Below are 25,433 nucleotides of genomic sequence, written 5' to 3'. Positions count from 1 at the left end.
TGGCGGATCGCCATCCCGAGACTCATCCTTGCGGCGGTTTCATCTCCACGCGCTATCGAAAGGAAGCTCGCATGCCCTCCCTCACCGCTCAGCCCGGAAAGATCTCCGGCAGCTACCTCACCACCCAGGACGGGACCCAGATCTACTTCAAGGATTGGGGCCCGAAGGATGGTCAGCCCGTGGTCTTCTCGCACGGTTGGCCCCTCAGCTCGGACGCCTGGGAGGACCAGATGCTGTTCCTCTCGGATCGTGGCTATCGCACCATCGCTCACGACCGCCGCGGCCATGGCCGCTCGTCGCAGCCGTGGGACGGCCACAACATGGACACCTATGCGGATGATCTCGCCCAGTTGACCGCCGCGCTCGATCTCAAGAAAGCCATCCATGTCGGCCACTCGACGGGAGGCGGCGAAGTCACGCGCTATCTCGGCCGCTACGGCACCTCACGCGTCGCCAAGGCCGTGCTCGTCGGCGCCGTGCCGCCCATCATGCTCAAGACCGACTGGCACCCGAACGGCCTCCCCATCGAGGTCTTCGACGGCATCCGTGCCGGAGTGCTCGCCGATCGCTCGAGCTTCTTCAAGGAGCTGACCCTGGCGTTCTACGGGTTCAACCGTCCGGGCGCGAAGATCTCCGAGGGCCTGCGTGAGAGCTTCTGGCTGCAAGGCATGATGGGCGGCCTGAAGGCCGAGTACGACTGCATCAAGGCCTTCTCAGAGACCGATTTCCGAGCGGATCTCGCGAAGTTCGATGTACCTACCCTGGTGATGCACGGCGACGACGACCAGATCGTGCCGATCGACGGCTCGGCGAAGCTCACGGCCACCCTGGCCAAGGGCGCTCAGCTCAAGGTCTATCCGGGCTTCGGCCACGGCATGGCCTCGGTCAACAAGGACGTCATCAACAAGGACCTGCTGGCCTTCATCAAGGGCTAGCGTTCGGGCTCCAGGGTTGCGCGGGCGCTCGGTCCGCGCAGCCAAGCCTATCGCGCGAACGGCAGGGTGAAGATGAAGCACGCCCCGCCGGACGGGAGGTTCTCGGCCCAGATGCGGCCGCCGTGCGCCTCGATGATGTTGCGGCAGATCGACAGCCCCATGCCGAGGCCGTTCGCCTTGGTGGTGAAGAAGCTCTGGAAGAGCCGCTCCTGGATGGCCGGTGGGATGCCTGGCCCCGAGTCCTTGATCTCGAAGCGCAGCTCTCCTTCTGCCAAGAGGGTCACCATCCGCAGCCGCGGTTGTGGGCAGTGGGCGCGCTTCATCTCCTGCATGGCGTTGAGTGCCAGGTTGACGATGATCTGCTGAAGCTGCACGCGGTCGGCCTCGATGTCCGGCAGGCCGTCGGCGAACTCGAGGCTCAGGTCGACCTCATGCGCCATCAGCTCGTGACGCAGGAACTTCACGGCCTCCTCGATGACCTGGTTGGGCGACAGGCTCTGCCGCTCCGACGTCTTGTTCGAGGCCATGGCGCGGATACGGGCGATGATGTCCGCGGCGCGCTTCGCGTCGCTGACCATGTTGGTGTGGATGGAGCGCACCTCGTCGAGATCCGGCACGGGCCGTGACAGCCAGCGCGCCCCCGCCGCGCCATTGGCGGAGATGGCGGCCAGGGGTTGGTTCACCTCGTGAGCGATGGACGCGGTCAGCTCTCCCAGCATCGACAGGCGCGAGGCATGGGCGAACTCGCTTTGCAGTTGCCGCAACGCCTTCTGCGCCGCCACGCGCTCGGTGATGTCGGTCAGGCCGACCAGCGCCATGTTGCGCGCCCGCAGTTCGGGGGACGCGTTGACGATGAACTGCGTGTGGATCTCCCGGCCATCCAGCCTGTAGTGGACCGTCTCCTCCTCGAAGGTGACGTTCTGCCGCAGGCCGGAGACCAGGGCACGCCGGATGACTGGGTAGGACGGCTTCGGCCAGAAGCGCGTCACGGGCAGACCAATCAGCTCGGAGCGATCCCTGGCGCCCATGATGCGCACTGCCGCCTCGTTGACGTCGCCAATGGTCATGGCGTCCATATAGGTGACGAGGAAGTCCGGGTCGTTGTCGACATGGGCGGCGATGTCTGTGATGCCGCGAGCCATCAGGTCGGCGATGAGCGCGCGCTGGCGCGTGGTGTCGAGCTGGAAGAGCGCTGTCGACATGGCCTGGAACAGGTTCCGGTAGCGCAGCTCGCTGGCGCGGACCTCCTGCTCGGCCGCCACCCGATCCGAGATGTCGATGACGCCCACCAGGACCGTGCCGCGCCCATGGTGGCCCGGAGGCCAGCAGACCGTGAACAGCGCATGGATCGTCCGCCCGTCGAGCGTGGACAGGCGTGTCTCTTGAGACAGGCTGGGCAGGCGGTGGACCGAAGCCAGCAGGCTCTCGGCGTAGACGTGGCGGCTCTCAGGAGGCCAGAAGTGGGTGATCGTGCCTCCGACGAGCTTTTCGCGGCTCCCGGCGCCGAACAGCATCACGGTCTTCTCATTGACGTCGACCACGCGCGTGGCGGCGATGGCGGCGTCGATGAACTCGGGATGCGCCTCGAAGTAGGCGCGGAAGTCCGTGACGCCGCCCTGGGCGAGCTGGGCCAGCATCCTCCGCACCTCCGAGAAATCCAGCTCCCAGAAAGCCGCCGCCATGGCCTGGAACAGGTTGCGGTAGCGGTGGGCCTGCATCCGCGATTCCACCTCGATGTCGCTCAGGCGGGTGACGTCGCGTCCGTATTCGATGATCGACACCGGCTGCCCGCTCGGGTCACGCACCACCGTCCACCGGATGTCGACCTGCTTGTCTCCACCGGACGCGGTGGTCCGCTTCAGCTCGCCTTCCCAGTGGCCCTGCTCGAGCAGGTGCCGCTCGAGGTCCGCCGTGCTCGCCGGGCGATGGGCGGGGAGGAGTTCATGGAGGTTGCGACCCAGCACGGCCTCGCGTGAGTGGCCGTAGAGGGCCTCGGAGGCCTTGTTCCACAGGAGGATGCGGCCGCTCAGGTCTCGGACGATGACGCTCTCCGCCACACCGTCGACGATGGGCGCCAGGAGGCCCGGCAGGTGCGGCATGTTCTCGGCGGACTCCGACCCGTTTCCTTCCGGCATCGGGCCGCGACCTTACAACGCCAGGGCGCGCTCGACACAAGCGACGAATTCGTCGCTATCGAAGGGCTTCTTCAGCAAGTAGGACGGGTTGCTCGCCCGTGCCCGCTGGAGGACGGCCTCCTCGGTCTTGGCGGTGATCATGATGACGGGCACGGTGGAACCCTTCGCATCGAGTTCCCGCTTGAGGTCGATTCCGCTCATGCCCGGCATGTGGATGTCGGTGATGACCAGCCTGGTGCTCTGGAGCTCTCCCGATTCCAGGAAAGCCTCGGCGCTGTCGAAGCCCAACCCCTTCAACCCGAGCGACCGCAGCAGGCTGATCACCGCCTGGCGGACCGACGCGTCGTCGTCGATGACGGAGATGAGGGCTTGGGAAGACATGGGCTAGGGCTTGCGCGCATGGACATAGAGAAGGGCCGCGTCCAGGGTCCTTGGGAGCTTCAGCGCCTCGGCCATGCGCACCAGGTCGGCCAGGGACTCCGCTTCCATCTTCCGCATCGCCGAGCCGCGATGGATCTTGATGGTGATTTCGCTCAGCTCGAGGTCGGCGGCCACCTGCTTGTTGAGCCGCCCGAGCGTCACGAGCGCCATCACCTGCTGCTCACGCGGGGACAGGCTGTCGAAACGCTTGCGCAGGCTCTCCAGGTCCTCGCGCTCGGAGCGCAGGCTGCGATGTTTCTCCACCGCGAGCGCCACGGCGTCGAGCAGATCCTGCTCGCGGAAGGGCTTGGGCAGGAAGTCGACCGCGCCCGCCTTCATGGCGCGCACCGACATGGGGATGTCTCCGTGGCCGGTCATCATGATCACCGGGAGGTCGATGCCAAGCGAGTGGAGCTGCCCCTGGAAGTCGAGCCCGCTGGTTCCGGGCAGGCGCACGTCGAGCAGGAGGCAACCGGGAGCGTTCCCCCGCTCGGCATCGAGGAAGGAGCGCACCGAATCGTAGGCCCTGGCCTTCATCCCGACAGAGCGGAGAAGGGTCTGCAGGGCTGTCCGCAGCGAGCTGTCGTCGTCAACGATGTGGATGACGGCTTCCTCACTCATGCCGGCACCTTGGCATGGGGAAGAAGCCCTCCACAATCATACGAGGGTATGGCCCAGGGCGTGGGGGCTCACGCCGCGCTCGCGGACGCGGCGGGCACGTGGGACCCGGCCGCTTCGACGGCCCAGTCGAGGACGAAGTCGGCCACCTCTTCCCAGCCCTTTTCGAGGCACAGGACGTGCGAGCGGTTCGGGAAGAACTTGTACTCGGTCTTCGACGGCGACTTCGACTGCTTCTTCGTGGTCGCCTGGACCATCGGCGGGGGCACCGTGCGGTCGAACTCCGCGGCCGTGAGCAGCAGGGGCGGGCGCTCCGGGTTGGGGGACTTGATCTTCGAGCCCTTGCCCAACAGGGCCTGGAAGAAGATGCGGCCCGGAGTCTGCACGATGAACTTGTCGTAGGCCGGGCGCAGCTCGGATTCCGGCAGGGTGTTGGCGAAGCCTTCGCGGAAGCCCTCGAAGCTCATGGTCAGGGCGCGGTTCCACGCGTTCCACGTCGTGAAGACGTTCCGGGACGTCCAGACGGCCACGGGGTGTGCCAGGACGCCGGCGGGGGGAGCGGGATCGATGGCGACGCCAGCCGCGCCCAGGCCGCGATCGAGCAGCATCTGCACGATCAGCCCGCCGAAGGAGTGGCCGATCAGGATGGGCTTCTCCGGCAGGGCGCGGATCAGGGCGTCATAATGATCGACGATGTCCTTGAGGTTCAGCTTGGCGAATCGCGGATCAGGGTTGGCCCGGAGCTCTTCGACGCTCCGATCGAGGTAGGGCCAGGACGGCGTGTGCACGGTGAAGCCCTTGGCCTCGTAGTGGGTGCGGAACGAATCCCACGAGATGGGCGTCAGCCAGGCGCCGTGGATGAGCATGATCGTCTTAGAAGGGGTGGAAGCAGGCATTGCGCAACCTCCAGAAGCGTTGATGGGAGCAAGATGCCAGGGAGCAGTTCCAAAGCCCATTCTACGTGGGATTGGGAGAACTAAACCTTGGTATAGCCCCAGGACTCAGGCAGTGGAGCTGGGATCCTCATTCATCAAGACGTCGAACAGCACCTGGAGCCGGGCGGAGAGAGCCGCTGGCTCGGCGTCGAGCAACCCAGGAATTCCAACGACCTGCCGCAGGACCTGAAAGCCCGCGATGATCGCCAGGAACATGGCCGCGCGTTCACTGGGCCTGACTCCTGGAAGGATGTCCGCCAGGGGCTTCTCGAAGTGCGTCGTGAACTTCCTGCGGAGGATCTTCGCGGCGCTCTCGTTCGCCGCCGAGCGGAGCATGAGCAGGAAACCGTCCATGGGAGTGGCCTCCGGAGCTGTTCTCGCCACCAGCGCATCGGCGACGTTCCGGCTGAGTGTTGCCAGCTCCCGGCCCCCCGCCGTGACCTGGCTCGTGAGGATGCCGGGCGCGGACAACGTCACCTCGACGACCTCTTCGAACAACTGCTCCTTGGAGCCGAAGTAGCGGTTGACCAGCATGGCCGTCACCCCAGCCCCCTGGGCAATCTCCCGAACACCCACGCCGTCATAGCCTGAACGCGTGAAGGCCAGGCGGGCCGACTGCAGGATCGCCTGCCGGGTCGCTTCCGCATTCCTTGGGCGCCGTGGAGTCCGGCCAGCCCCTGTCTTCCTGGAGATTCGTGTGCTCATGCATACACCTGTAGACTTGCTTGCGAACTTCGCCGCGCTTGTTAGTCTACACCTGTAGACTATTGGCCGAGAAGGAAATCCCGATGGATATGCAGATGAAGGAGAGACGGGCGCTCGTGACGGGTAGCAGCTCTGGTATCGGAGCCGAGATCGCCAGGATGCTCGCTGCCGAGGGAGTGAGGGTGGTCATCCACGGGCGCGATCAGGCTCGAGTGCAGGCTGTCGCCAGGGAGATAGAGACCGCTGGAGGCCAGGCGGCAACAGCGCTGGGCGATCTGACCACGGATGAAGGAATCACGGCCACGATCGAGGCGGCACGGCAGGCCTTTGGCGGCATCGACATCCTCGTGAACAACGTGGGCGGCTCCGCCAGCGTGGCGCACTCGACCTGGTTCGATGCGTCCTTGGATGAATGGGGGGAGAGCTACCGTCACAACACGCTCGCAGCGGTCCGGCTGATCCAGGCCTTCGTGCCCGGGATGAGGGAGCGTCGCTGGGGACGGGTGATCCAGATCTCGTCACGTAACGCCATCTCGCCTCACGCCCAGTTTGGCGCGTATGCCGCCGCCAAGGCGGCGCTGAACAACCTCACGCTCAGCCTGTCGAAGGCGCTCGCGGGAACAGGCGTGACTTCCAACGGGGTGATGCCGGGATTGATCTATACACCCCAGCTCGACTCCTGGTTCGTCGAAGTAGCGCAGAAGCAGGTGGGGACCGCTGAGCCCAGGGCCGGCCAGGCGTATGTTCTGAAGAACGTCGTCCATCAGACCGTGGAGCGCCTGGGACAGCCGAGGGATATCGCGGCGGCGGTCTGCTACCTGGCGAGCCCACTCAGCGATTTCATGACGGGAACCACCCTGAGGATCGACGGCGGCGCCACTCCGACCGTGGGGTGAGGCGGAGTGACGCTCAATCTCGGGAGAACGGTTCTAGCTCTTCGAGTAGAGGAGTGGAGCGGGGTCGTCCTGCCAGAGCAGCTCCAGCCCCTGGGCTGTGAAGCGCACGCGCAGCATGTCCACGCCCTCGACGGCGAACAGGCCGTCGGCCGTCAGGGGTGACAGGCGCCGCGTGGGGCGATCGGGGCGGGTCAGCCACAGGGCGTTGTCGCGCAGGGAGATGCTGGCTGTACCGTAACGGCCTGCCAGCGCCTTCAGCCGAGCGGGGGAGACAAAGACGGGATTGCGGCGAGCCTCGACCGAGACAGCCGCCCAGGCGTACTCGGCAAGCACGGGGGGAGCGACACCTGGAGCCTGTGCCAGCCGCTTCAAGGCCAGTGACTGGGCGACGTCTAGCGCCTTCTCGGGAGGTGCTTCCACGGTGGGGGGGATGCCCACGCCCTCCCAGTTGGTGTGGCTGATCGCATGAACGGGTCGACCCACCGAGATGCTGAGGAGGAAGCCCGGAGCAATGGGCACGAGGGTGTTGTTGTTGGCCGCGCCTGCCGTTCTGGCACCGACCAGCTCCCCCAGCTTGAACTGCTGGACGTGGTAGGTGAACTCCTCGGCGGCCGAGGCCACACCCCCGTCGATGAGCACGTAGAGGGGTTTGCCTTTCAGCCGTCCCGCGGGGAGGTGGTTCAGTGTCCGTGACTGCGCCCCGCTCAGGAAGGTCAGCAGCAAGGTGTCCTCATCGAGGAAGTGGCTGGTCAGGTACTGGACCGCCGCGGCATCTCCGCCGCCATTGCCTCGCAGATCGATGATCACCGCGTCGCCATCCTTCAAGAACCGCATGGCATCGTCATAGGCCGAGCCCGTCTCGTCCCGGACCCACTCGAAGCCTGTGATCTTCAGATAGCGGATGTTGCCGGGCAGGATCCTCGTCTCGGCCAGCCCATGATGGTGGCGAATGGCCTGGCTGCGCATGAAGGCCTCTACGCCTGCATCGCTGGCTTTGGGCGCCAGGGCCGCGGCGTATTGCGCCGGGTCGAAGCGCAGCGACAGGTGCCTGTCATGGCTGACACCGCGCAGGTCCTCGGTGATGCGCTCGGCGAACAGGAGCGGATTGTCCTGCTCGTAGCGCCCGGCCTGCTGCGCCTGATTCAAGCGCTGGACGATCTGCGAGCGCATCTCGGGAAAGACATAGGACTTCTCGAACTCCGCCTTGATCGCCTGCAGGGCCTTGGCGCGGTCGGTGGCGGACAATGGAGCAGGTTGCGCTGCGGCGCTGCCACAGAGCAGAACGGCGATTGCCATCGCTACGAAACGCAGAGTCATCAACGCACCTTCCGGGTAGATCGTTCCAACTTCGCCGCCGCCTCGGTGATCCGGTCCGAGAAAGGCCGGCGTTCCAGGGCTGCGATCGCCTCGCGCAGCACCTGGGAGAGAGGAGCGGAGAGCTCACCCTCCAGGGCCGCCGCCGCTGCGTTGGTCGCTGCCCACTGGCGCTCGAGCGCGGGAACCATCGTCTCGGCTTCGGGAGTGAGTACGACGATCCGCTCGCGTGCATCCTCTCCGGGTTGGAGGCGGACCAGCCCTCGTGTCGCCATCTGGGACACCGTCTGGCTGACCGCCGAGTGGGTCATCTCGGCACTCTGCGAGATTGCCCGGATGGACGTGGGCCCGAGCGCCATCAGTGCGCGCACGACCGGGGTGTAGCGCGGACGGTAGTCGAGACCCGCGCGCGCATAGGCCTGTTCCACGGCATCGTCGAGCGTCTCGACCAGGTGCCTCAGCAGCGTGCCGAGCGTAGGAGGAGGGGGAGGAGCCTTCATCGTGCCTGGATGTATAAGCGCTGTTATAAATTGCGCAAGCAAGTCTGCAAGGGCCCGAAGCGGGGCTCTGTTCAAGCGGGGCTCGGTGAGGTCAGATGCCAGCGTGCGTCAGAGGCTGCTCTCCATCTTCGGTGGCTCGGTCGGCAACCTCATCGAGTGGTACGACTTCTATATCTACTCGGCCTTCTCGCTGTACTTCGCGAAGGCGTTCTTCCCGAGCGACAACCCCCTGGTCGAACAGCTCAACTCGGCCGGTGTGTTCGCGCTCGGCTTCCTCATCCGTCCCATTGGCGGATGGTTGATGGGGCTCTATGCGGATCTGCGGGGGCGTCGCGCCGCGTTGTCCCTGTCCGTCTTCCTGATGTGCCTGGGGTCGCTCGTCATCGCCGTCTGCCCGACGTATGCGCAGGTCGGCGTGCTGGCGCCGAGCGTGCTGCTCCTGGCCCGGCTGCTCCAGGGGCTCTCGCTCGGCGGGGAGTACGGCACCAGCGCCACCTATCTGAGTGAGGTGGCTACCTCGCGGCACCGGGGTTTCTACAGCTCCTTCCAGTACGTCACCCTCATCATGGGCCAACTTTTGGCGACGGTGACGCTCCTGGTGCTGCAGCGCCTGGTACTCACCCGCGAGCAACTGGAGGCATGGGGTTGGCGCATTCCCTTCGTGTGTGGCGCCGCGCTGGCGGTGGTCGGCTTCTTCATGCGCCGCAACATGGTCGAGACGGAGGCCTTCCAAGCCACGGCGGCGAAGAAGGCCACGCATCAGCCCATGAGCGAGCTGCTGCGCCACCCGAAGGAGATCGCCCTCGTCGTCGGGCTGACCATGGGCGGGACGCTCGCGTTCTACACGTACACCGTCTACATGCCGAAGTTCCTGGTCAACACGGTGGGGCTGTCCCGGGACCAGGCCACGCTCATCTCGGTCGCGTCCCTCTTCTTCTACATGCTGCTGCAGCCGGTGCTCGGCCTGCTCTCGGACAAGGTGGGCCGCAGGCCCGTGCTGATGGGGTTCGGTGTGTTGGGGACGCTGTGCACGGTGCCGCTCCTCACGGCGCTGACTCAGGCGCGCGATGCGTTCACGGCCTTCCTGCTGGTGATGGCGGCCCTGGTCATCGTGTCGGGCTACACGTCCATCAACGCCGTGGTGAAGGCTGAGCTCTTCCCGGCGAACATCCGAGCCCTGGGCGTGGGGCTACCCTATGCGCTGACGGTGTCCCTCTTCGGCGGGTCGGCCGAGTATGTGGGCACGTGGCTCAAGCTGTCCGGTCATGAGTCCTGGTTCTTCTGGTACGTGACGGGCTGCATCTTCTGCTCGCTGCTCGTCTACAGCCTCATGCGGGATACCCAGCGGCACCACCGCTTCGATTGAGGCCTCTACTCGCTGCGCAATGCCTCCACGGGATCGATGCGGAGCGCACGCCGGGTCGGCAGGTAGCTGGCCAACAGCGCCGTCCCCGTCAGTGCCACCACGCCCATGGTGAAGGCCATGGGGTCGGTGGTGCTCAGCCCAAAGAGCAGCCCTTCCATCACCCGGGTGAGCGCGAGCGCGCCCATGAGGCCTACCGCGACACCCGCGAGCACCGCCGCCATGCCCTGTCCCATCACCAGCCGCAGCACGTCCCCGGGCCGTGCGCCAAGCGCCATCCGGATGCCGATCTCCCGCGTCCGCTGAGCCACCGACCAGGACACGATGCCTCCAATCCCCACCGCGGCCAGCCCCACCGCGAGCGCGGCGAACAGGCCCAGCAGCAAGGCCCGGAAGCGTGGCTGAGCCATGACCCCCGACAGGAGCGCCTCCGCGGTGCGCACGTTGAACAGGGGAATCTCCGGATCGATGCGCCGCACCACATTGCGGATGGCGGCCAGTACTGCGTCCGTGTCGCGGTCCGCACGCACCACCAGCGTGTACTGCCACGCCGGGACCTGGAACTGGGACTGGTAGAGCTCCGGCGAGGGCTCCTTGTCGAGCCCGAGCTGCCGCACATCTCCCACCACCCCGATGACCTCCAACCAGGTGGGCCGCGCCGGGTTCCCCACGCTGATCCGCTTGCCGAGCGGCTCTCCCTGCGGGAAGAAGCGGCGAGCCATGGTGCTGTTGATGACCACGACCCGCGGCTGGTTCTCCGTGTCACGCGCGTCGAACAGGCGTCCGGACAGCAGGGGAACGCCCATGGCCCGGAAGTAGTTAGGGCTGCTCGTGCGCTCCTCCGCGCAAGGGGGCAGCCCAGACGCTGGAGGATGCCCTTCCACGATGACGGGCTGGCACGAGTTCACCCCACCCATCGGCAGCAGATTGATGGTGCCGGCCCCGATCACGCCCGGCAGTGCTCGCACCTCGTCCACCAGTCTTTGAGAGGTCGCCAGCACCTGCTCGGGGCGCGTGGTCTGGGGCCTTGGCGTGGTGAGCTCCAGCATCAACACCTGCTCGGGCTGGAACCCCGGGTCCACCTGTTGGAGCCGCCAGAAGCTCTGGAGCAGCATCCCCGCTCCCACCAGGAGGATCAGCGAGAGCGCCACCTGCCCCGCGACGAGCAATTGCCGGGTCCACTTCTGCCCACGTCCCACGGAGGCCGTGCGTCCCGCGGCTCCAGAGGTGGCCTGGAGCGCCAGCCGGGAGCTCTGCAGCGCGGGGAGCACGCCGAGGAGCAGTCCCGTCAACAGTGATACCCCGAGCGCGAAGCAGAGCACCCACAGGTTCACGTGCACCTGTTGCATGCGGGGGAACCGCCCGCCGCTCAGTGAGACGAGCAGATCCGTGAGCCACAGGGAGAGCAACAGCCCCAGGACTCCACCTGCGAGCGCCACCAGGACGTTCTCCACCAGGAGCTGGCGGAGCAGTCGGCCGCGGCTCGCTCCCAGCGCGGCGCGGATGGCCAGCTCCTGATGGCGCATGGCGGAGCGGGCCACCAGGAGGTTGGCCACGTTGGCGCCGGCGATGAGCAGCACGAAGCCCACCGCGCCGAACAGCAGCAGCAGGGCCGGGCGGATCTCCTGGACGATGGAGTCCGCCAACGGCATGACCAGGGCCCGCTGGCCGGTGTTGGTGGCGGGAAAGTCCTTCGCGAGCCGCTGGTTGATGGCGTCGAGCTCCTCCTGCGCCTGGGCTACCGTGACTCCCGGCCGCAGGCGGCCCAGCACCCACATCCATCGGGCTCCGCGCATCGCGGGCGCGGCATTCAGCGAGTGGGACTGCCAGAGATCCGGGGTGCCTCGCCGCTCCACGATAGGAGGCTCGAGCTCCAGCGGCGCCACACCGATGATCGTGCTCGGAGCGCCGCCCACGAGCACGGTGCGCCCCAGTACGGAACGCTCCGCGCCGAACTGCCGCCTCCACAGCGACTCGCTGATGACGATGACGCCGTCCTCGGAGCTGCCGTCCTTTCCCGTCTCGAAGAAGCGGCCGAGGACCGGTGTGACACCGAGCAGGGGGAAGAACTCTGGAGAGACGGAGCCGATGCGCACCTGCAGCGAGCCTGTCGAGTTCACGAGCGAGACGGCTCCACTGCCGTACGCCGCCAGCATCGAGAACGACTGGCTCTCTGCCTTCCAGTCCAGCAGATCGTTGGACGACACGCCGTAGTCATTGCGCCCCGCGTCTCGGGCCTGCTTCGCTCGCTCTTCATCCACCCCCCACACGCGCACCAGGCGCTCCGGCTCGTGGAAGGGGAGGGGCCTCAGGAGTACGGTGTGGATGACGCTGAAGATGGACGTGTTCGCGCCGATACTCAGCGCCAACGTGAGGAGCACCGTCAGTGCCAGCCCGGGGTGTCGGGTCCAGAGCCGAAGGCCGAAGCGAAGATCCTGCCACATGAGCGCATTCTCCCGGGCCGAGTGCCCTGGCGCTGGCACGGTGCAACGTATGTGCCTGGAAAACCGGCCGGCTTGCAAGGGCAGGCCAGAGGAAGCACATCGCTCGACTCCGGGGGATGGGAGCCCGGGTGTTCGCATCCGGGATTCATGCGTCCCAGGATCGGGCGCTCTCGGTTGCCGCCGAACCTATGGGCTCCTCAGTGGGAACTGCCCGAGGTGAGCTTCAGGCCGACGATGGACGTGAGCAGCAGGGCGAGGAAGAAGAGCCGCGCCGCCGTCACCTGCTCATGGAAGAGGACGATGCCCAGCACCGCCGCGCCCAACGCTCCGATGCCCACCCACACGGCATAGGCGGTGCCAATGGGCAGGCTGCGTGCGGCCATCGACAGCAGGACCATGCTGGCGATGATGGCCAGGCCCGTGAGGACCGTGGGAATGGGCCGGGTGAAACCCTCGGTGTACTTGAGGCCGATGGCCCAGCAGACCTCCAGCAGCCCGGCGATGATCAGGAGTACCCATGGCATGGCGTGCTCTCTATCACGAGCACCGCCCCGCTACTCCGCGGCGGGTGAGGCCACCTGGGGCGGAGCGCCGCCCAGGAGCTCACGGTACAGCGCCTCGCGGTCCTTCACGGCGCCGCTGTGCTCCGCGGAGCCCCACCGCTCGCTCCAGTACTGCAGCCAGCCGAAGTACCGGGCCTTGAGCGCGCGCCCCTCCTCCTGCCGCTCCTGCCACAAGTCGTGCCGCTCGCCGGGATCCGCGACCAGGTCATAGAGGCGCTCGTCCGCGACCTTCGTCCCCAGCGGGGCCACGTACATGTACTTGAGGCGACCCTGCACCAGCGCGCCTCGCATGCTGGCCACGTCCAGGTGGCTGATGAGGTACGCCGTCTGCGAGGGGTGCTCGTGGAAGACCGTGCTGCCCAGGTTCAGCACGGGCCGCGAGTCTCCCGCCAGCCACGCCAGCGTGGCCGCCACGTCCTTCTGCTGCACCACCCGGTCATCCCGCTCGCCGTGGAAGAGGCGCGGGTTGATGAACACCAGGGGAATGTGGACGGACATGTCGAAGAGCCGATCCCCATGCGCCGAGCCCGCCTCCGGGTGCTCGCGGAAGGCCTCGCCATGGTCGGCCACCAGCACGAGCACCGTGTTCTCGAATTGCCCGCGCCGCTTCAGCATCTCCACCAGGTCGCCGATGACGAGATCCTGGTAGGCCACCGCGTCCCGGTAGGCCGCGAAGGAGTTGGGCGGGTGCGCGTTCTCCATCGGCTTCGGGAACTGGTACGGCAGGTGCGTGTGGTGCGGCCAGAGGATGGCGCCAAAGCGCTTCCCCGGAGCGCCCTCGATGAAGCGGTCCAGTGCTTTCACCAGCGTGCGGTCGGTGATGGGCGAGTCCAGCTCCGCCATGTCCTTGGGGGTCGAGTAGTACGAGAAGCCTCGCCGGGTGAGGAAGCCGGCCTCCCCCATGAAGGGCACCTCGTTGTGGCTGATGAAGGCGTTGCGCAGGCCGAGCGCCGTCCACCGTTCGCCCACCGAATCCAGCGGGATGTCGGGGAACTTGCCGCCCGCGGTCTCCCAGTAGGGTGAGGGGTAGATGCCGAAGAGCAGCGACTCCAGCCCCTTGGTGCTGAGCGGCTCGTGCGCATAGGCGCGGGTGAAGACGGCCGCGTGGGGCGCGAGCTCCGCCAGGTGCGGCATGGGTGGCGCGTCGGGCGAGGGCCAGAAGACGCTCGCGCGCACCGACTCCAGCACCACCACCACCACGTTGAAGTCGCGCGGCACCCCGCCGAGCGGCTGCCAGCGGGTCTCCAGCCGCGTGGAAGGCGCCCAGTCCTCGGGAGCGGGCCGTCCATGGGGCACCTGGCCCAGCTGCTCGGGCAGGGTGTTCACCACCAGCAGCGTGAGTGGTGAATGGGCCACCGCGGGCACGGCCAGCGGATAGCGCACGAGCCGGTACACGGCACCACCGGCCGCCAGCATGAGCAGCAGCAACAGCACGCGCATGCGGAGCGGCGGGCGCTGCCGCTCCACCGAGCCCTCTCGCCCGAAGAAGAGCGCGACGAGCACCGGCAGCCCCAGCGCCGCGAGCATCTTCGGCTCCAGGTAGCCCCCCATCATCCGGCCCAACTCGGGCAGGGAGAGGCCCGAGAGCTGGAAGCCCTTGGCGTAGGTGTTGATGACCATGAACACCTGGGTGCCCGCAAGGTTCAGCCACAGCAGCGCGAGCAGCCCTCCGCGCGCGAGCCACCGCGCCGCCATGCCACTGCGCGTGAGCCGGCACAGCAGCAGCAGCGAGAGCAGCTCGAAGCACAGCGAGGACAGGAAGAGCTGCACCAAGCCGACTGCCCCCACGGGGTTCGTCCGCCAGTTCGCGAGCAGATCCTTCACGGAGAAGCCCATGCCGTCGGACGCGAACACCACGCCGCGCAACCCCACCAGGAAGAGCGCCACCAGGAGGAGCACGGCTCCAGATCCGAGCCCGCGCGCTCCCTTCTCTGGAGGGCCCAGGGTGATGGGCAGTGGCTTCATTCCAGGCGCCCCCACAAGCTCCCCCAGCTCCGCGCCGGGTCATAGAGGTGCAGGCCCGCCTTGTACTCGGTGGCCATGTTGTCGTCGGTGATGAGCCGCAGGTCTCCACGGGCCCGGAGTGCGTCTCCCTCGTCCGGCAGCGGCATGTGCACCATGGTCTGCAGGGCCTTCTCCCGCTTCGCGTTGTCCGGAGGGAAGACGGGCTGGCCGTGGTGGGTGAAGGCGCGCAGGGCCTGCTCCTTCTCCGCCTCGGTGCGGTTGAAGGGCGTGTCGCTGCCCGCGGCGCTGTTGCGCACCGTCACCACGTGGGGGAAGACCTGGGCCAGCGTGTACTTCACCTCGGGTGCGCCGGTGGTGTTCACCAGCACCGCGCCCCCAGGCGTGAGGTGGCGCTTGCAGAGCTCGAAGAACTCCTGGGACAGCAGGTTGGTGCTGTGGCTGCGCCAGTTGAACGTGGTGTTCATCACGATGAAGTCGAAGCGCTCGTCCGGGTTGCGCACCAGCCACCGCCGCCCATCGTCGATGTGGATGTGCACCCGCGGGTTGTCCAGGAGTGGGGCGTGCTCGGGGTAGCGGCGGATGACCTCCAGGTAGCCCGGGTTGATCTCCACCGCATCCAGGCGCTCGATGGCGGGGTGCTCCGCGAGCACCTGAGCCCACGAGCCGCTGGCCAACCCGATGACCAGCACCCGCTTGGGAGCAGGGTGGATCGCCGGCACCATATACGCGCGCTCGATGCCGTTGACGTTGGCGGCCGGGTCCAGGTTGAAGGCGCCGTCGTACACACCGCCTCCGAAGATGGTGTCATCCCCGTTGGGGCCGCCCACCGAGACGGTGCCGCTGCGTGTCTCCACGACGATCCGGTAGGGCTTGGCCGCGGTGAACTCCTCCTTGAAGTGCAGCCGCTCCAGGAGGAACTGGTACTGGTCGTGGTGCGAGACGGCCACCACGGCGGCCGTGCCCGCCACCGCGGCGAGGAAGCCCACGCGGCTGCGAGCGGGAGCGGGCAGGGTGAACACCGTCACCGCCGCGGCCACCAGCGCCACCGCCGTCACCATCAGGACGATGGTCGGCAGCGGGTAGAGGTCCATCAGCACGAAGGTGGTGAACAGGGGGCCCAGGATGCAGCCCAGCACGTTGAAGAGGTAGAGGCGTGACAGGGACACGCCCACCTCTCCCCCGGCGCGGATGCCGAAGTGGCACAGCAGCGGGAAGAGCAGCCCGCCCGGGAAGCCCACCAGCGCCACGGAGAAGTACGCGTAGGCGGTGCCCGTCGTCTGGCCAAGCTGGAACACGCGGGCAGTCGCGGGCAGGGTGAAGTAGCCGAGGATGGCCGAGGCCAGGAACAGCGAGCCGAGCACCACCGGCGCGGGCAGGCGCTGACTCTTGGAGACGCGCTCCGCGCACAGCGAGCCGATGGCCAGGCCCGTGAGGAAGCAGGCCAGCAGGTAGGCGAAGGCGCTCGGCGCGCCGCCCGTGCCATAGGAGATGATGCGGTACCAGAGGATCTCCTGGCTCAGGGCGATGTAGCCGGCGACCAGGGACAGCAGCAGGGCGACGATGGGTTTCACGCGCTGGCCCTCTGTTGCTCCACGGCGGGCAGCTCCGGAGGCGCTCCGTGCGAGGAGTTTCCCCCGCGCGAGGAGACAGCCTTCATGTACCGCCAGACGAGCGCGCCCACCGTCAGGTTGAGTGCCGCGGCGCACAGCACGGCGGACTGCTGGCCTCCGAGCACGAAGAGGACAGAGGCAGTGAGATAGCTGGAGGCGGCGGAGCCCAGCGTGTTGACGAAGTAGAGGAGCCCCACGGTGCGGCCCACGTGCTGGAAGTGCTGGTTCAGGTAGGCCACGAGGATGGGCAGCGTGGCCCCCATCATGAGCGTGGGCACCGCGAGCAGCACGGAGATGGCGAGCGCGATGACGGGCAGCGAGCTGTGGACCATGAGGGCGCCCGTCGCGTGGATGAGCGGAATGCTGATGATGCCGAAGGCGCCCACCACCACTTCACACAGGAGGAACAGGCGCGGCAGGGCATCCGGGTAGCGCTTCGACAGCACTCCCCCGAGCATCGAGCCCACCCCGAGCCCGAACATGAAGATGGTGACGACGAGGGTGACGGACTCGATGTTGACGCCGAAGGAGGCGAAGAGGACGCGCTGCCAGGTGACCTGATAGACGAGGGCGGCCATCCCCGAGAGGAAGAAGAGGAAGCCCAGCCATCCGGTGGAGCCCAGCAGGCGCGGGCGCGCGGCCGCCTCGGCACGCAGCACCAGCACCAGGTTGAGCATCAGGAACAGGAACGTGAGCGCCAGCGGCATCACAGGCCCGGGCAGACGCAGGCCCGTGGCGCCCACCGCGGTGAGGAGGAAGACGAGCCACGTGGCCGGGTGCCTCGCGCGCACCGACGCTCGGGCGGATTCCTCCGTCACGAGCCGCTCCAGGAGGCTTCGTGCCAGCCGCTGGCCGAGCATGAAGAGCACGGCTCCGGCCACGGCTCCCAGGGCCACTGTCAGCCACAGCTCCTGGCGCGAGGGCGGAGGGGTGATCCGCTCGGCGAGCCGGTTGAGCTGGGTGAAGGCCCCGGTCCCCAGTCCGGCCAGGGGAGCCAGGAGCCCACTCCACGAGCCTGGAGGCGGGGAATGCCGCTCTGTGGCTGTCATGGAGCGGAAGTCTCAGGGGGGATGTGCCGCTTGTAAAGGCGACGACTCCGCTGGCACGGGGAGCGGGCGTGCCTCGCTCCCGAGGGGAGACGCCCTCCTGGTTGCTTGCTGCCCCGGGGAGGACCGCGGCCGGGAGGCAGAGAGCCGAGCGCTGGCTACGAATCCCGGTGGACGGTGTCCGGAGAGAAGGCGGGGAGGCAGACGGCGATGTACTCGGCGCCCTCGTCCCCCGGCGTGCTGTAGCGCACCCACTCGCCGGGCTCGCAGATCACGGCCTGGCCTGCCTTCACGTCGAGCGCTCCACCCTTGTGCTCGACGCGCAGGCTGCCCCTGAGCACCACGGTGAACTCGCGGAACTGGGGCGTCTGTCCGGGCTCCACCCAGCCGCCGGGGCTGCGCATGTGGGCCACGCTGAGCTCCGAGGTCTTCGAGTTCACGCGGCCCACGTACTCGTCGATCAGCTTCGGCTTGTTGCCAGCGGCTTCGATACGGGTGGGGGCGGGGATGAGGGTGGGCACGGTTCGTTCCTCGGGAAGGTGTGAAGGCCGCAAGGCTATCAGCGCGGTGCGGCTCCGGGGGCAACCAAAGGGGGGACCATGCGGCGAGGGGCGCGCCCTGCGAGGACATCCGCGAGCGCCTCGACGATGGGAAGCCCCGGGCTGCGCGTCAGCCACATGAACTCGCCGACTGGGTTCACCTCGAGGAAGACGTGGCGGCCCTCAGGCGTGACGATGAAGTCGAACGCTCCGTAGTTGAGCCCGAGCTCATCCATCAGCTTCAGTGACCGCACACGCACCGGCTCGGGCAGCTCGTAGGGCTTCCACGCATCGATCAGCGTCAACCCCTCGCGCCGCCAGTCGTGCCGTGCGCCCGGCAGGGCCTGTGAGTCGATCGCCGCCGCCATGACCTGCTGCCCCACGACTGTTACCCGCAGCTCGATCTGCTTGGGGATCAGCTCCTGGAACGTCATGGGGCACAGGTCCAAGCCCTCGAGGTCCTCCAGATCCTTGGGCCCCAGGGGGGTGGTGAACACCACGTGCTCTCGGTTCTGCTCGTCGTGCACGGAGAACGCCGTCATCATCTTCGTCACGATGCCTGAGGGACAGCTCGCGGCGAACGCGCGCACGGCGGGCGGGCTGTTCGTTACCAGCGTGCGAGGGACTTCCAGACCCAGCGCTCGTGCCAGCTTGAGCTGGAGCGGTTTGTGGTCCGCCCGCCACACCCGGTCGAGCGGGTCCACCGTGAACACACCGAGCGAGGCCAGCAGGCCGTACACCACGCGGCGGCTCTCCTCCCTCGAGGGGTGGCGGAGCTGCGGATCCATGTCCTGGGGGATGCGGCCTCCCGTCTCGTTGCGGCGATACCAGACGGCGGTGATGTCAGACAGGGCGAGCTCACCCTCGGGGCCCACGAGCCTTCCGCCGCCGGCCTCGTCGAGCAGGAGCTGAAGCTCGGTGGGGAACAGGTCCGTGTCGAATCGGTACGTTCGCTCGCTGCGGGCCTCGAGCGCGCGGGCCACGGCGACGGGTGCGTTCTTGTCCCCGGTGCGAGTGACGATCAGGATGGTCATCCGATCTCCTGTCTGGGGCCGGCTGCGGGGTGGACTGGGGCCGTGAGCGCTTCGGCCAGGGCCGCGGCGATGGGCAGGCCGAGCTCCTTCTCGAGCATGCCCCACTCGCCGCCGGGGTTGACCTCGAGGAACACGTGTCGGCCCTCCGGGGTGACGATGAGATCCACGGCGCCGTAGCTCAGCCCCAGCATCGCCACCAGCCGAACCAGCTGCGTCGCCACCTCTGGAGGGACGGTGCCAGCCTGCCAGGGGCACTCGCCCGGTTTCGAGCGCCGCCAGTCGACCTGGCCCGCCGCCGAGCGCGAGGTGTCGATGGCCCCCACGAAGCAGCGCTCTCCCACGACCGAGACGCGCAGCTCTCGGGCCTTGGGGATCCGCTCCTGGAACACCATGGGGCTGTAGCTCAGCCCCTCCAGCTCATCGAGGTGCTCGGCGCGCAGCTCGTTCGTATAGAGGAAGGGCTCCGAGCCGTTCATGGACTGGCTCAGCGGCGTCAGCATCTTCGTCACGGCTCGGCCTTCCACCTGCGCGAAGAAGGCCCGGACCCGGGAGGCGTCATTGGTGATGAGCGTGCGCGGCACCTCCAGCCCCAGGGCTTGGGCGAGCCGGAGCTGCCGGGCCTTGTTCTGGGCGAGTCGCTCCGCGCCAGGAGCATTGACGAAGCGGCAGCCCGAGGGCTCCAGCGTGTCGAGGAAACCTTCGAGCGTGGCCAGCGACTCGCGCGCACAGGCCTCGCGGTAGGCGGGCTCCAGGGCCTCGTCGAAGCGGGGGAGCACCACGCGGCGCAGCCACACCGCCTGGAGCTCCTGCTCCCGCAGCTCGCCCGCGGGAGTTTTCAGCCAGCCTTCCTGCCCGGGCACTGTTGCCAGCGCCCACTCCGCGGGAAAGCGGTCCGTGTCGAGCCGCACCGGGTGGTAGCCCCGGTGCGTCAGCTCCTCCGCCACGCGATCCACCGTGTAGTAGTCACCGCTGTGGGTGAGCAGGAGAACCACGCGGCGGAGGGCGGACATGCAGGGAATGCTCGCGGTGGCTCAGAGGTCGCTGGGGAGCGAGTGGTCTTCCTTGTCGGAGGGGGACTTGTTGGTGGAGTCGATGGGCTCGGCGTAGCCACCCGCCACGGACTCCAGCTCCTGCGTCTCCAGCAGACGCGCGAAGAACGGCTTCTTGGCCTGCGGCTTCTGCTGCGTCTCGTTCTTCTGCTTCTCCATGGTGCGGCCTCCTGGGGTTGGGGAGACCCACTTGCCTAGTCGAGGCAGCCAGAGCGCGTCAATCCAGTTTGGCCCCTGCTCGGCTATCATCCCCCGCGCCCCGGTGCATGGGAGCGTGCCGTGTCACGACCGATGATCGAGCTGATAGGCGTCCACAAGTCCTTCGGCGAGCAGCAGGTGCTGCGCGGGGTGGACCTGACGGTGGCCGAGGGGACCACCTGCGTGCTGCTGGGCGTGTCCGGCTCGGGCAAGACGGTGTTGATGAAGCACATCGACGGTCTGCTGAGGCCGGACGCGGGCAAGGTGTGCGTGGATGGCGAGACGCTCAACCAGCTCTCCGCTCGGGAGATGGAGGCCGTGCGCCGCAAGCTCGGAATCCTCTTCCAGGCCGGAGCGCTGTTCGACTCGCTCACCGTCTTCGACAACGTGGCCTTCCCGCTGCGCGAGCGCGCCCACCTGCCCGAGGAGGAGGTGGCTCGGCAGGTGCGGCACACGCTCGCGCTCGTGGGGCTGCAGGGCGCCGAGAGCCTCTACCCGGGCGAGCTCTCCGGGGGCATGCAGAAGCGCGTGGCGTTCTCGAGGGCCGTGGTGCTCCAGCCCCGGGTGCTCCTCTATGACGACCCGACGGCCGGCCTGGACCCGTTGACCACCGAGTCCGTCATCGACGTCATCGTCACCGGCAAGAAGCGGGTGGGGGCCACCTCGTTCATCGTCACTCCGGACGTGTCCATGGCGTTTCATGTCGGGGACCGCCTGGCCTTCCTCCACGAGGGGCGCATCGTCGAGCACTCGCCTCCGGAGGAGTTCCGTCAGTGCAGGCACCCCGCGGTGAAGGCCTTCCTCCAGGACTGGCTGCAGCGCGAGGCCCTCCGGCACCCGCGCGGCGACACGCGCCTGCCTCCCTGAACCCGTAATGTTCAGAGGTGGATGGTGGGCTCGTACCGAGGTCCCATGGCCGTCCCCCTCCGAGGCGCAGAGCATGCGGGGCCCGGTCGAGGGAGCTCAGCGAGCGCTTCCTGTCCGGGAGCGGGCTCGATGCCCGGGGGGACTCGTCACATGGTGAACCTTCTCGACCTGCCACGGCAGGCGTTGTTCGATCTCCAGGCGCGGCTGCGCAACCACCCGGTCGTCAACACGCTGCGCCATGTGTTGCCGGACAGCCTGACGCTGTCGAGCCCCGCGCCGCATGACCCGACGCTCGCGGATCCGGCTCGCGTGGAGGCCTACCGAAGCGCCATTGGACGGTACGTGCGGCCCGGGCAGGTGGTGATGGACGTGGGGACGGGGACCGGGTTGCGGGCGCTGCTGGCGGCGCACCGGGGGCCGCGTCGTCTCTATGCGGTGGATCCCTCGCGTCACCTGGACACGGCGCGGTGGGTGGCTCGCCGCCACGGGCTGTCGGATGTCATCGCCTTCGTCCGGGAGGACAGCCGGCGCTTCACGCCTCCGGAGAAGAAGGTGGACGTGCTGCTCCACGAGCAGCTGGGCCCGGCGCTCTTCGATGCGGGGTTGGTGTCCCGGCTGGTGGGCCTGCGGGAGCGGCTGCTGCGGACCGGTGGGCGCATCCTCCCGCACCGCTTCGAGGTGTTCATCGAGCCGGTGCAGCTCCGGGACGAGGCCTGCCTGCCCTTCATCTGGAGCCAGCGCCTGCCCAGCGTGGACTTCAGCTGCCTGCAGACGCTGCGCGAGGCGATGAACCCCTCGTACTTCACGCGGCTCATCCGCTCCTATGAGGTGGCCCACCTGCTGTGCGAGCCGGAGCCCGCGTTCACCTTCGACCTGGAGACGGTGAAGCTCGGGGAGATGCCGCGCTCCCTGCGGTTCACGCGGACGGTGCGACGCGCGGGCCGGCTGGATGGCTTCTGTGTCTTCTACCGAGCATCCTTCGACGAGGAGATGTCCTTCTCCGCCTCGCCCCTGAGGGAGAACAACCCCATGCCGATGATGTTGCTGCGCGTGGACTCGCGAGCCTTCTCCCTGGGGGATGCGCTGAGCCTCGATCTGGAGATGCCGGAACTGGAGGATGTCACCTCCTGGCGCTGGCGCTTCGACTGACGAGGATTACCTTCGTCAGGACGATGGCGCGTTCACTTTGTGTCTTCCTGATCCTGGGCTGGGCGCTGTCCGCCATGGCCCAGGCTCCCGCTCGCAAGCCGCGGACCCTCTCTGGAGGGGTATGCGGCACCACCAACTGGGTCTGCGTGTCCGAATGCATCGATTCGGAGTGCGTGGAGCAGTGCATGCGCGAGGGCTGCGAGCAGGCGCTCGCGCGGCTCCGGGCGTGCACCGAGAAGGCGGGCTGTGCGCCAGATGACAGCACGTGCTCGGCGAAGATGTGTGGAGGCACGTGCCAGCAGGCGTTCGAGCCGGCCCCCCGGAGCCCGGAGAAGGAGAATCCGCAGCCGTGCGCGGGCTTCCAGGCCCAGGGCGGTGGCAAGGGGCTGGAGAAAGTCATCGGGCGGTGGGAGCTGTCGGCGGCGACGCTCACCGGCGAGCCCAAGGAGGAGCCGGCCGAGCTGGATCCGAAGCCCCGCCCCGACTACGTGAGGACGTTGGAGGTGACGCCCTCCGGATGCTTCTTGCTGTCCACGGAGCTCAAGGAGGCCACGCTCGGGCGGGGGAATTCGCTGGCGGTGCGCGCCTGGGGCACGTTCGCCGTGAGTGGAGATGAGAAGGTGGTGCTGCTCCCGAAGGACGGGCAGGCCGTGGGGCAGGTGTGCGGCAAGCCGCGTACCTTCGGGCTGTCGAAGGGCCGGTTCATGGGGCCTCGCTATACGTTCACCGTGGAAAAGGACACGCTCACCCTCGTCGCGGACGACGAGACGAAGCGCACCTTTCAGTTCCAGCGCGTGCAGGGAGATGGCGCGCCAGAGCCTGCGAAGAAGAAGTAGCGCGGGCCTCGCGCAGTCCGTTGCCGCGACACGCGCCGAGGTGAGGTACTACAGGGCGTGACGATGGAACGGATGGCGGGTATCGACGCGGCGTGGCTCCGGATGGAGGAGCCCACGAACCTGATGATGATCACCGCGGTGCTCTGGTTCGACGAGCATCCGGACTGGGAGCGACTGAAGGCCGTGCTGCGAGAGCGGCTGGTGGAGCGCTTCCCCCGCTTCCGGCAGCGGCTGGTGGTGCCCGATGGGCTGCTCTCGGCGCCGTACTGGGAAGAGGATCCGGCGTTCGAGCTGGAGTCACACCTGGGGCATGCCGTGGTTCCGCCGCCAGGAGACCGGGAGGCGCTGGAGACGCTGGTGAGCGAGTGGATGAGCACTTCGCTGGATCGCTCGCGTCCGCTGTGGCAGTGCCACCTGGTGGAGGGCTTCGGGCAGGGTGGAGCGTTGCTGGCCCGCATCCACCACTCCATCGCCGACGGCATGGCGTTGGCGCGGGTGCTGCTGTCGCTCATGGACGACGGCGCGGAGGAGCACTTCACGCCCGAGCCCTTGCTAACGGAGCGGTCCTCGACGCCGGGGTGGATGAAGTTGCTGCGCGGGGCGCGCGCGGTGGCCTCGGGGACTCGTGCGGCGTGGAAGCGCGGGGCGGAGCTGATCTCCGAGCCGATCCATATGGGGGACCTGGTGCGCGAGGGGGCGCGGGGGGCGGCGGCGCTGAGCCGGTTGGCGCTGATGCCGTCGGATCCGCCCACGGTGTTCCGGGGCAAGCTGGGGACGGAGAAACGGGCGGCCTGGTCGGAGCCCATTCCTCTCGAAGAGGTGAAGGCGCTTGGCCGCGCCATGGAGAGCACGATCAACGACGTGCTGCTCGCGGCGCTCACGGGGGCGCTGCGCTGGTACCAGGAGGAGCGGGGCGGGCCGGTGGAGGATCTGCGCGTCTTCATCCCCGTGAACCTGCGGCCGTTGAATGAGCCCATTCCCCGCGAGCTGGGCAACCGCTTCGGGCTGGTGTTCCTGGACCTGCCGGTGAAGGAGGTGGAGCCGCACAGGAGGCTCCGGCTGCTGAAGCAGCGGATGGATGCGCTGAAGCGCTCTCCGGAGGCGGCGCTGACGTTCGGGATGCTGGGGATGTCGGGGATGGCTCCGGCGGCTGTGGAGAGGGCGGCGGTGGATGCGCTGGCCTCGAAGGGGACGCTCATCATGACGAACGTCCCCGGGCCTCGGCATCCGGTGTACCTGGCGGGCACGAAGCTGGCCGGGCTGATGTTCTGGGTCCCTCAGTCGGCTCGGGTGGGGTTGGGCGTGAGCATCTTCAGCTACGCCGGGCAAGTCACCGTGGGAGTCTCGGTGGATGCGGGGCTGGTGCCGGATCCGCATCGGCTGGTGAGCGGCTTCCGGGATGAGCTCCAGGCGCTGGCCTCGGCGGCCTCTTCCTCTACGGAGCGGGGTCAGCCTCCGGAGATTTCGTCGTAACCCCGGCCCTTGAACTCGAGGATGCACAGGCCGTGGCCGAACGGGTCGGCCAGGATGGCGATGCGGCCCCACTCCTGCTCCTTGATGCCTTGCTCCACCGTGGCCCCGTACGCCTGTGCCCGCTGGACTGCCGCGTCGAGCCCCGTCACTACGAAGTCCAGGTGGACCGGTGTCCAGTGTCGGCGGTAGTCCCGCGTGGACGATGCGCTCGCGGTGGCCTGGGTCCCCGCGGGCTTGGCGAGGATGTCGATGGGGGACGATGCGCCCAGCAGTTCCGCCGCCTTGTCTCCAAACCGCCGGCCCAACCGTAGACCCATACCCTGCGTGTAGAACGCGATCCCCTTCTCCAGATCATCGACGTCGATGCAGACGCGCAGCTCCAACATGGACCCTCGCTCAGTGTGAAATTCGTGCAAATCAGGTATTGACTGTCAAAGCCTAAAATGTAGGATGGCCTGGATGATGTCCACCGGGGGAGCCATCTCACCATGAGCACGAAGAGGAATGCCCAGCTGTTGTGGGCCACGCCGCTGGCAGCGCTGCAACTCGCGTGTGGAGGTGGAACCCTTGAAAACAGCGGGCCGGAGGGAACCTCGACGGCTCACGCCATCGTGACGTGCCAGAGCACGACGATGTACGCGAACTACTCGCCGTCCGCGGGTTCGAAGGATCCGATCAAGACCCTGTCCTATGGAGACAAGCTCAGCTTCCGCGAGGACGTGGGCTATCCCTCGTGGGCTGTCACCCTGGGCGAAGGGTTGGACAACTGGGGCTATCTGCTGCGCTCCTGCTACACGCGCTGTTTCGGCGTGAACAACCCCATCCCCGGGTGCTTCTGA

25 protein-coding genes are annotated in these 25,433 nt (G+C 67.7%); 8 read left to right on the top strand and 17 right to left on the bottom strand.

Going from position 1 to position 25,433, the window contains the following annotated elements; all coding sequences use genetic code 11:
- Positions 1 to 71 precede the first annotated feature (71 nt).
- Complete coding sequence (locus KY501_RS04340; protein ID WP_224361236.1) at positions 72 to 935, top strand: alpha/beta fold hydrolase; 864 nt, start codon at positions 72 to 74, stop codon at positions 933 to 935.
- A 47-nt stretch (positions 936 to 982) separates the two neighbouring features.
- Here the strand turns inward: KY501_RS04340 and KY501_RS04335 are convergent, their stop codons facing one another.
- The 5 genes from KY501_RS04335 to KY501_RS04315 form a co-directional block, all read right to left on the bottom strand.
- Positions 983 to 3,070 carry a PAS domain-containing sensor histidine kinase gene (locus KY501_RS04335; protein ID WP_224361235.1) on the bottom strand — a complete coding sequence of 696 codons (2,088 nt, stop codon included), beginning with the start codon at positions 3,068 to 3,070 and terminating at the stop codon, positions 983 to 985.
- A gap of 12 nt (positions 3,071 to 3,082) precedes the next feature.
- The gene (locus KY501_RS04330; RefSeq protein WP_224361234.1) at positions 3,083 to 3,451 is read right to left on the bottom strand and encodes a response regulator transcription factor; all 369 of its coding nucleotides are present in this window, start codon (positions 3,449 to 3,451) and stop codon (positions 3,083 to 3,085) included.
- Between the two features lie 3 nt (positions 3,452 to 3,454).
- The gene (locus KY501_RS04325) at positions 3,455 to 4,111 is read right to left on the bottom strand and encodes a response regulator transcription factor (protein WP_224361233.1); all 657 of its coding nucleotides are present in this window, start codon (positions 4,109 to 4,111) and stop codon (positions 3,455 to 3,457) included.
- 68 nt (positions 4,112 to 4,179) lie between these two features.
- A complete protein-coding gene (locus KY501_RS04320; RefSeq protein WP_224361232.1) occupies positions 4,180 to 5,004 on the bottom strand; it encodes an alpha/beta hydrolase in 825 nt (274 codons plus the stop codon).
- 105 nt (positions 5,005 to 5,109) lie between these two features.
- On the bottom strand, positions 5,110 to 5,748 hold the full coding sequence (locus tag KY501_RS04315; RefSeq protein ID WP_224361231.1) for a TetR/AcrR family transcriptional regulator: 639 nt from the start codon (positions 5,746 to 5,748) through the stop codon (positions 5,110 to 5,112).
- Positions 5,749 to 5,843: 95 nt separating this feature from the next.
- Between KY501_RS04315 and KY501_RS04310 the strand changes: the two genes are divergently transcribed.
- Positions 5,844 to 6,644, top strand: a complete 801-nt coding sequence (locus KY501_RS04310; RefSeq protein ID WP_224361230.1) for an SDR family NAD(P)-dependent oxidoreductase — start codon at positions 5,844 to 5,846, stop codon at positions 6,642 to 6,644.
- A gap of 33 nt (positions 6,645 to 6,677) precedes the next feature.
- On the opposite strand, the gene KY501_RS04305 is transcribed toward KY501_RS04310, so the two are convergent.
- Positions 6,678 to 7,961, bottom strand: a complete 1,284-nt coding sequence (locus KY501_RS04305) for a S41 family peptidase (RefSeq protein WP_224361229.1) — start codon at positions 7,959 to 7,961, stop codon at positions 6,678 to 6,680.
- Entirely contained in the window at positions 7,961 to 8,458 is a 498-nt protein-coding gene (locus tag KY501_RS04300; RefSeq protein ID WP_224361228.1) for a MarR family winged helix-turn-helix transcriptional regulator, read from the bottom strand. Before KY501_RS04300 ends, KY501_RS04305 begins: the two co-directional genes overlap by 1 nt.
- A gap of 103 nt (positions 8,459 to 8,561) precedes the next feature.
- Here KY501_RS04300 and KY501_RS04295 point away from each other — a divergent pair, with 103 nt between their 5' ends.
- A complete protein-coding gene (locus KY501_RS04295; RefSeq protein WP_224361227.1) occupies positions 8,562 to 9,824 on the top strand; it encodes an MFS transporter in 1,263 nt (420 codons plus the stop codon).
- A 5-nt stretch (positions 9,825 to 9,829) separates the two neighbouring features.
- Here the strand turns inward: KY501_RS04295 and KY501_RS04290 are convergent, their stop codons facing one another.
- The 9 genes from KY501_RS04290 to KY501_RS04250 form a co-directional block, all read right to left on the bottom strand.
- The gene (locus KY501_RS04290) at positions 9,830 to 12,265 is read right to left on the bottom strand and encodes an ABC transporter permease (RefSeq protein WP_224361226.1); all 2,436 of its coding nucleotides are present in this window, start codon (positions 12,263 to 12,265) and stop codon (positions 9,830 to 9,832) included.
- A gap of 197 nt (positions 12,266 to 12,462) precedes the next feature.
- Positions 12,463 to 12,789 carry a quaternary ammonium compound efflux SMR transporter SugE gene (gene sugE, locus KY501_RS04285; protein ID WP_224361225.1) on the bottom strand — a complete coding sequence of 109 codons (327 nt, stop codon included), beginning with the start codon at positions 12,787 to 12,789 and terminating at the stop codon, positions 12,463 to 12,465.
- A 30-nt stretch (positions 12,790 to 12,819) separates the two neighbouring features.
- Positions 12,820 to 14,793 (bottom strand): sulfatase-like hydrolase/transferase, encoded by a 1,974-nt coding sequence (locus tag KY501_RS04280; RefSeq protein WP_224361224.1) that lies wholly within the window; start codon positions 14,791 to 14,793, stop codon positions 12,820 to 12,822.
- Positions 14,790 to 16,364, bottom strand: coding sequence for a spermine/spermidine synthase domain-containing protein (locus tag KY501_RS53860; protein ID WP_224361223.1), 1,575 nt, complete (start codon positions 16,362 to 16,364; stop codon positions 14,790 to 14,792). The genes KY501_RS04280 and KY501_RS53860 overlap by 4 nt, the downstream gene beginning before the upstream one ends.
- Positions 16,361 to 17,452, bottom strand: coding sequence for a spermidine synthase family protein (locus tag KY501_RS04270; protein ID WP_224361222.1), 1,092 nt, complete (start codon positions 17,450 to 17,452; stop codon positions 16,361 to 16,363). Before KY501_RS04270 ends, KY501_RS53860 begins: the two co-directional genes overlap by 4 nt.
- Positions 17,453 to 17,607: 155 nt before the next feature.
- Positions 17,608 to 17,970: a cupin domain-containing protein gene (locus KY501_RS04265; protein WP_224361221.1), complete on the bottom strand. Its 363-nt coding sequence runs from the start codon at positions 17,968 to 17,970 to the stop codon at positions 17,608 to 17,610.
- 38 nt (positions 17,971 to 18,008) lie between these two features.
- On the bottom strand, positions 18,009 to 19,022 hold the full coding sequence (locus KY501_RS04260) for an MvdC/MvdD family ATP grasp protein (RefSeq protein ID WP_224361220.1): 1,014 nt from the start codon (positions 19,020 to 19,022) through the stop codon (positions 18,009 to 18,011).
- Entirely contained in the window at positions 19,019 to 20,032 is a 1,014-nt protein-coding gene (locus KY501_RS04255) for an MvdC/MvdD family ATP grasp protein (RefSeq protein WP_224361219.1), read from the bottom strand. Before KY501_RS04255 ends, KY501_RS04260 begins: the two co-directional genes overlap by 4 nt.
- Before the next feature lie 21 nt (positions 20,033 to 20,053).
- Complete coding sequence (locus KY501_RS04250; protein ID WP_224361218.1) at positions 20,054 to 20,230, bottom strand: microviridin/marinostatin family tricyclic proteinase inhibitor; 177 nt, start codon at positions 20,228 to 20,230, stop codon at positions 20,054 to 20,056.
- Positions 20,231 to 20,362: 132 nt separating this feature from the next.
- Here KY501_RS04250 and KY501_RS04245 point away from each other — a divergent pair, with 132 nt between their 5' ends.
- From KY501_RS04245 to KY501_RS04230, 4 genes are all read left to right on the top strand, one after another.
- Positions 20,363 to 21,136: an ABC transporter ATP-binding protein gene (locus KY501_RS04245; RefSeq protein WP_224361704.1), complete on the top strand. Its 774-nt coding sequence runs from the start codon at positions 20,363 to 20,365 to the stop codon at positions 21,134 to 21,136.
- A gap of 150 nt (positions 21,137 to 21,286) precedes the next feature.
- A complete protein-coding gene (locus KY501_RS04240) occupies positions 21,287 to 22,285 on the top strand; it encodes a class I SAM-dependent methyltransferase (protein ID WP_224361217.1) in 999 nt (332 codons plus the stop codon).
- 23 nt (positions 22,286 to 22,308) lie between these two features.
- Positions 22,309 to 23,121 carry a hypothetical protein gene (locus tag KY501_RS04235; RefSeq protein WP_224361216.1) on the top strand — a complete coding sequence of 271 codons (813 nt, stop codon included), beginning with the start codon at positions 22,309 to 22,311 and terminating at the stop codon, positions 23,119 to 23,121.
- Between the two features lie 63 nt (positions 23,122 to 23,184).
- The gene (locus KY501_RS04230; RefSeq protein WP_224361702.1) at positions 23,185 to 24,594 is read left to right on the top strand and encodes a WS/DGAT/MGAT family O-acyltransferase; all 1,410 of its coding nucleotides are present in this window, start codon (positions 23,185 to 23,187) and stop codon (positions 24,592 to 24,594) included.
- On the opposite strand, the gene KY501_RS04225 is transcribed toward KY501_RS04230, so the two are convergent.
- The gene (locus tag KY501_RS04225; protein WP_224361215.1) at positions 24,570 to 24,980 is read right to left on the bottom strand and encodes a VOC family protein; all 411 of its coding nucleotides are present in this window, start codon (positions 24,978 to 24,980) and stop codon (positions 24,570 to 24,572) included. The two genes, KY501_RS04230 and KY501_RS04225, sit on opposite strands and share 25 nt — an antisense overlap.
- Before the next feature lie 102 nt (positions 24,981 to 25,082).
- On the opposite strand from KY501_RS04225, the gene KY501_RS04220 reads away from it, so the two are divergent.
- On the top strand, positions 25,083 to 25,433 hold the full coding sequence (locus KY501_RS04220; RefSeq protein WP_224361214.1) for a hypothetical protein: 351 nt from the start codon (positions 25,083 to 25,085) through the stop codon (positions 25,431 to 25,433).

The organism is Hyalangium versicolor (genome assembly GCF_020103695.1).
GTDB classification, from domain to species: Bacteria; Myxococcota; Myxococcia; order Myxococcales; family Myxococcaceae; genus Hyalangium; species Hyalangium versicolor.
The sequence above is the reverse complement of the archived record's forward strand: the minus strand, read 5'-3'. Positions and strand labels throughout refer to the sequence as shown.

Bases quoted from the DNA above. Each gene is read 5' to 3' on its own strand.
- KY501_RS04340 (WP_224361236.1), top strand. From the start codon at position 72: ATGCCCTCCCTCACCGCTCAGCCCGGAAAGATCTCCGGCAGCTACCTC.
- KY501_RS04335 (WP_224361235.1), bottom strand. From the start codon at position 3,070: ATGCCGGAAGGAAACGGGTCGGAGTCCGCCGAGAACATGCCGCACCTG.
- KY501_RS04330 (WP_224361234.1), bottom strand. From the start codon at position 3,451: ATGTCTTCCCAAGCCCTCATCTCCGTCATCGACGACGACGCGTCGGTC.
- KY501_RS04325 (WP_224361233.1), bottom strand. From the start codon at position 4,111: ATGAGTGAGGAAGCCGTCATCCACATCGTTGACGACGACAGCTCGCTG.
- KY501_RS04320 (WP_224361232.1), bottom strand. From the start codon at position 5,004: ATGCCTGCTTCCACCCCTTCTAAGACGATCATGCTCATCCACGGCGCC.
- KY501_RS04315 (WP_224361231.1), bottom strand. From the start codon at position 5,748: ATGAGCACACGAATCTCCAGGAAGACAGGGGCTGGCCGGACTCCACGG.
- KY501_RS04310 (WP_224361230.1), top strand. From the start codon at position 5,844: ATGAAGGAGAGACGGGCGCTCGTGACGGGTAGCAGCTCTGGTATCGGA.
- KY501_RS04305 (WP_224361229.1), bottom strand. From the start codon at position 7,961: ATGACTCTGCGTTTCGTAGCGATGGCAATCGCCGTTCTGCTCTGTGGC.
- KY501_RS04300 (WP_224361228.1), bottom strand. From the start codon at position 8,458: ATGAAGGCTCCTCCCCCTCCTCCTACGCTCGGCACGCTGCTGAGGCAC.
- KY501_RS04290 (WP_224361226.1), bottom strand. From the start codon at position 12,265: ATGTGGCAGGATCTTCGCTTCGGCCTTCGGCTCTGGACCCGACACCCC.
- sugE (WP_224361225.1), bottom strand. From the start codon at position 12,789: ATGCCATGGGTACTCCTGATCATCGCCGGGCTGCTGGAGGTCTGCTGG.
- KY501_RS04280 (WP_224361224.1), bottom strand. From the start codon at position 14,793: ATGAAGCCACTGCCCATCACCCTGGGCCCTCCAGAGAAGGGAGCGCGC.
- KY501_RS04270 (WP_224361222.1), bottom strand. From the start codon at position 17,452: ATGACAGCCACAGAGCGGCATTCCCCGCCTCCAGGCTCGTGGAGTGGG.
- KY501_RS04260 (WP_224361220.1), bottom strand. From the start codon at position 19,022: ATGACCATCCTGATCGTCACTCGCACCGGGGACAAGAACGCACCCGTC.
- KY501_RS04255 (WP_224361219.1), bottom strand. From the start codon at position 20,032: ATGTCCGCCCTCCGCCGCGTGGTTCTCCTGCTCACCCACAGCGGTGAC.
- KY501_RS04250 (WP_224361218.1), bottom strand. From the start codon at position 20,230: ATGGAGAAGCAGAAGAACGAGACGCAGCAGAAGCCGCAGGCCAAGAAG.
- KY501_RS04245 (WP_224361704.1), top strand. From the start codon at position 20,363: ATGATCGAGCTGATAGGCGTCCACAAGTCCTTCGGCGAGCAGCAGGTG.
- KY501_RS04240 (WP_224361217.1), top strand. From the start codon at position 21,287: ATGGTGAACCTTCTCGACCTGCCACGGCAGGCGTTGTTCGATCTCCAG.
- KY501_RS04235 (WP_224361216.1), top strand. From the start codon at position 22,309: ATGGCGCGTTCACTTTGTGTCTTCCTGATCCTGGGCTGGGCGCTGTCC.
- KY501_RS04230 (WP_224361702.1), top strand. From the start codon at position 23,185: ATGGAACGGATGGCGGGTATCGACGCGGCGTGGCTCCGGATGGAGGAG.
- KY501_RS04225 (WP_224361215.1), bottom strand. From the start codon at position 24,980: ATGTTGGAGCTGCGCGTCTGCATCGACGTCGATGATCTGGAGAAGGGG.
- KY501_RS04220 (WP_224361214.1), top strand. From the start codon at position 25,083: ATGAGCACGAAGAGGAATGCCCAGCTGTTGTGGGCCACGCCGCTGGCA.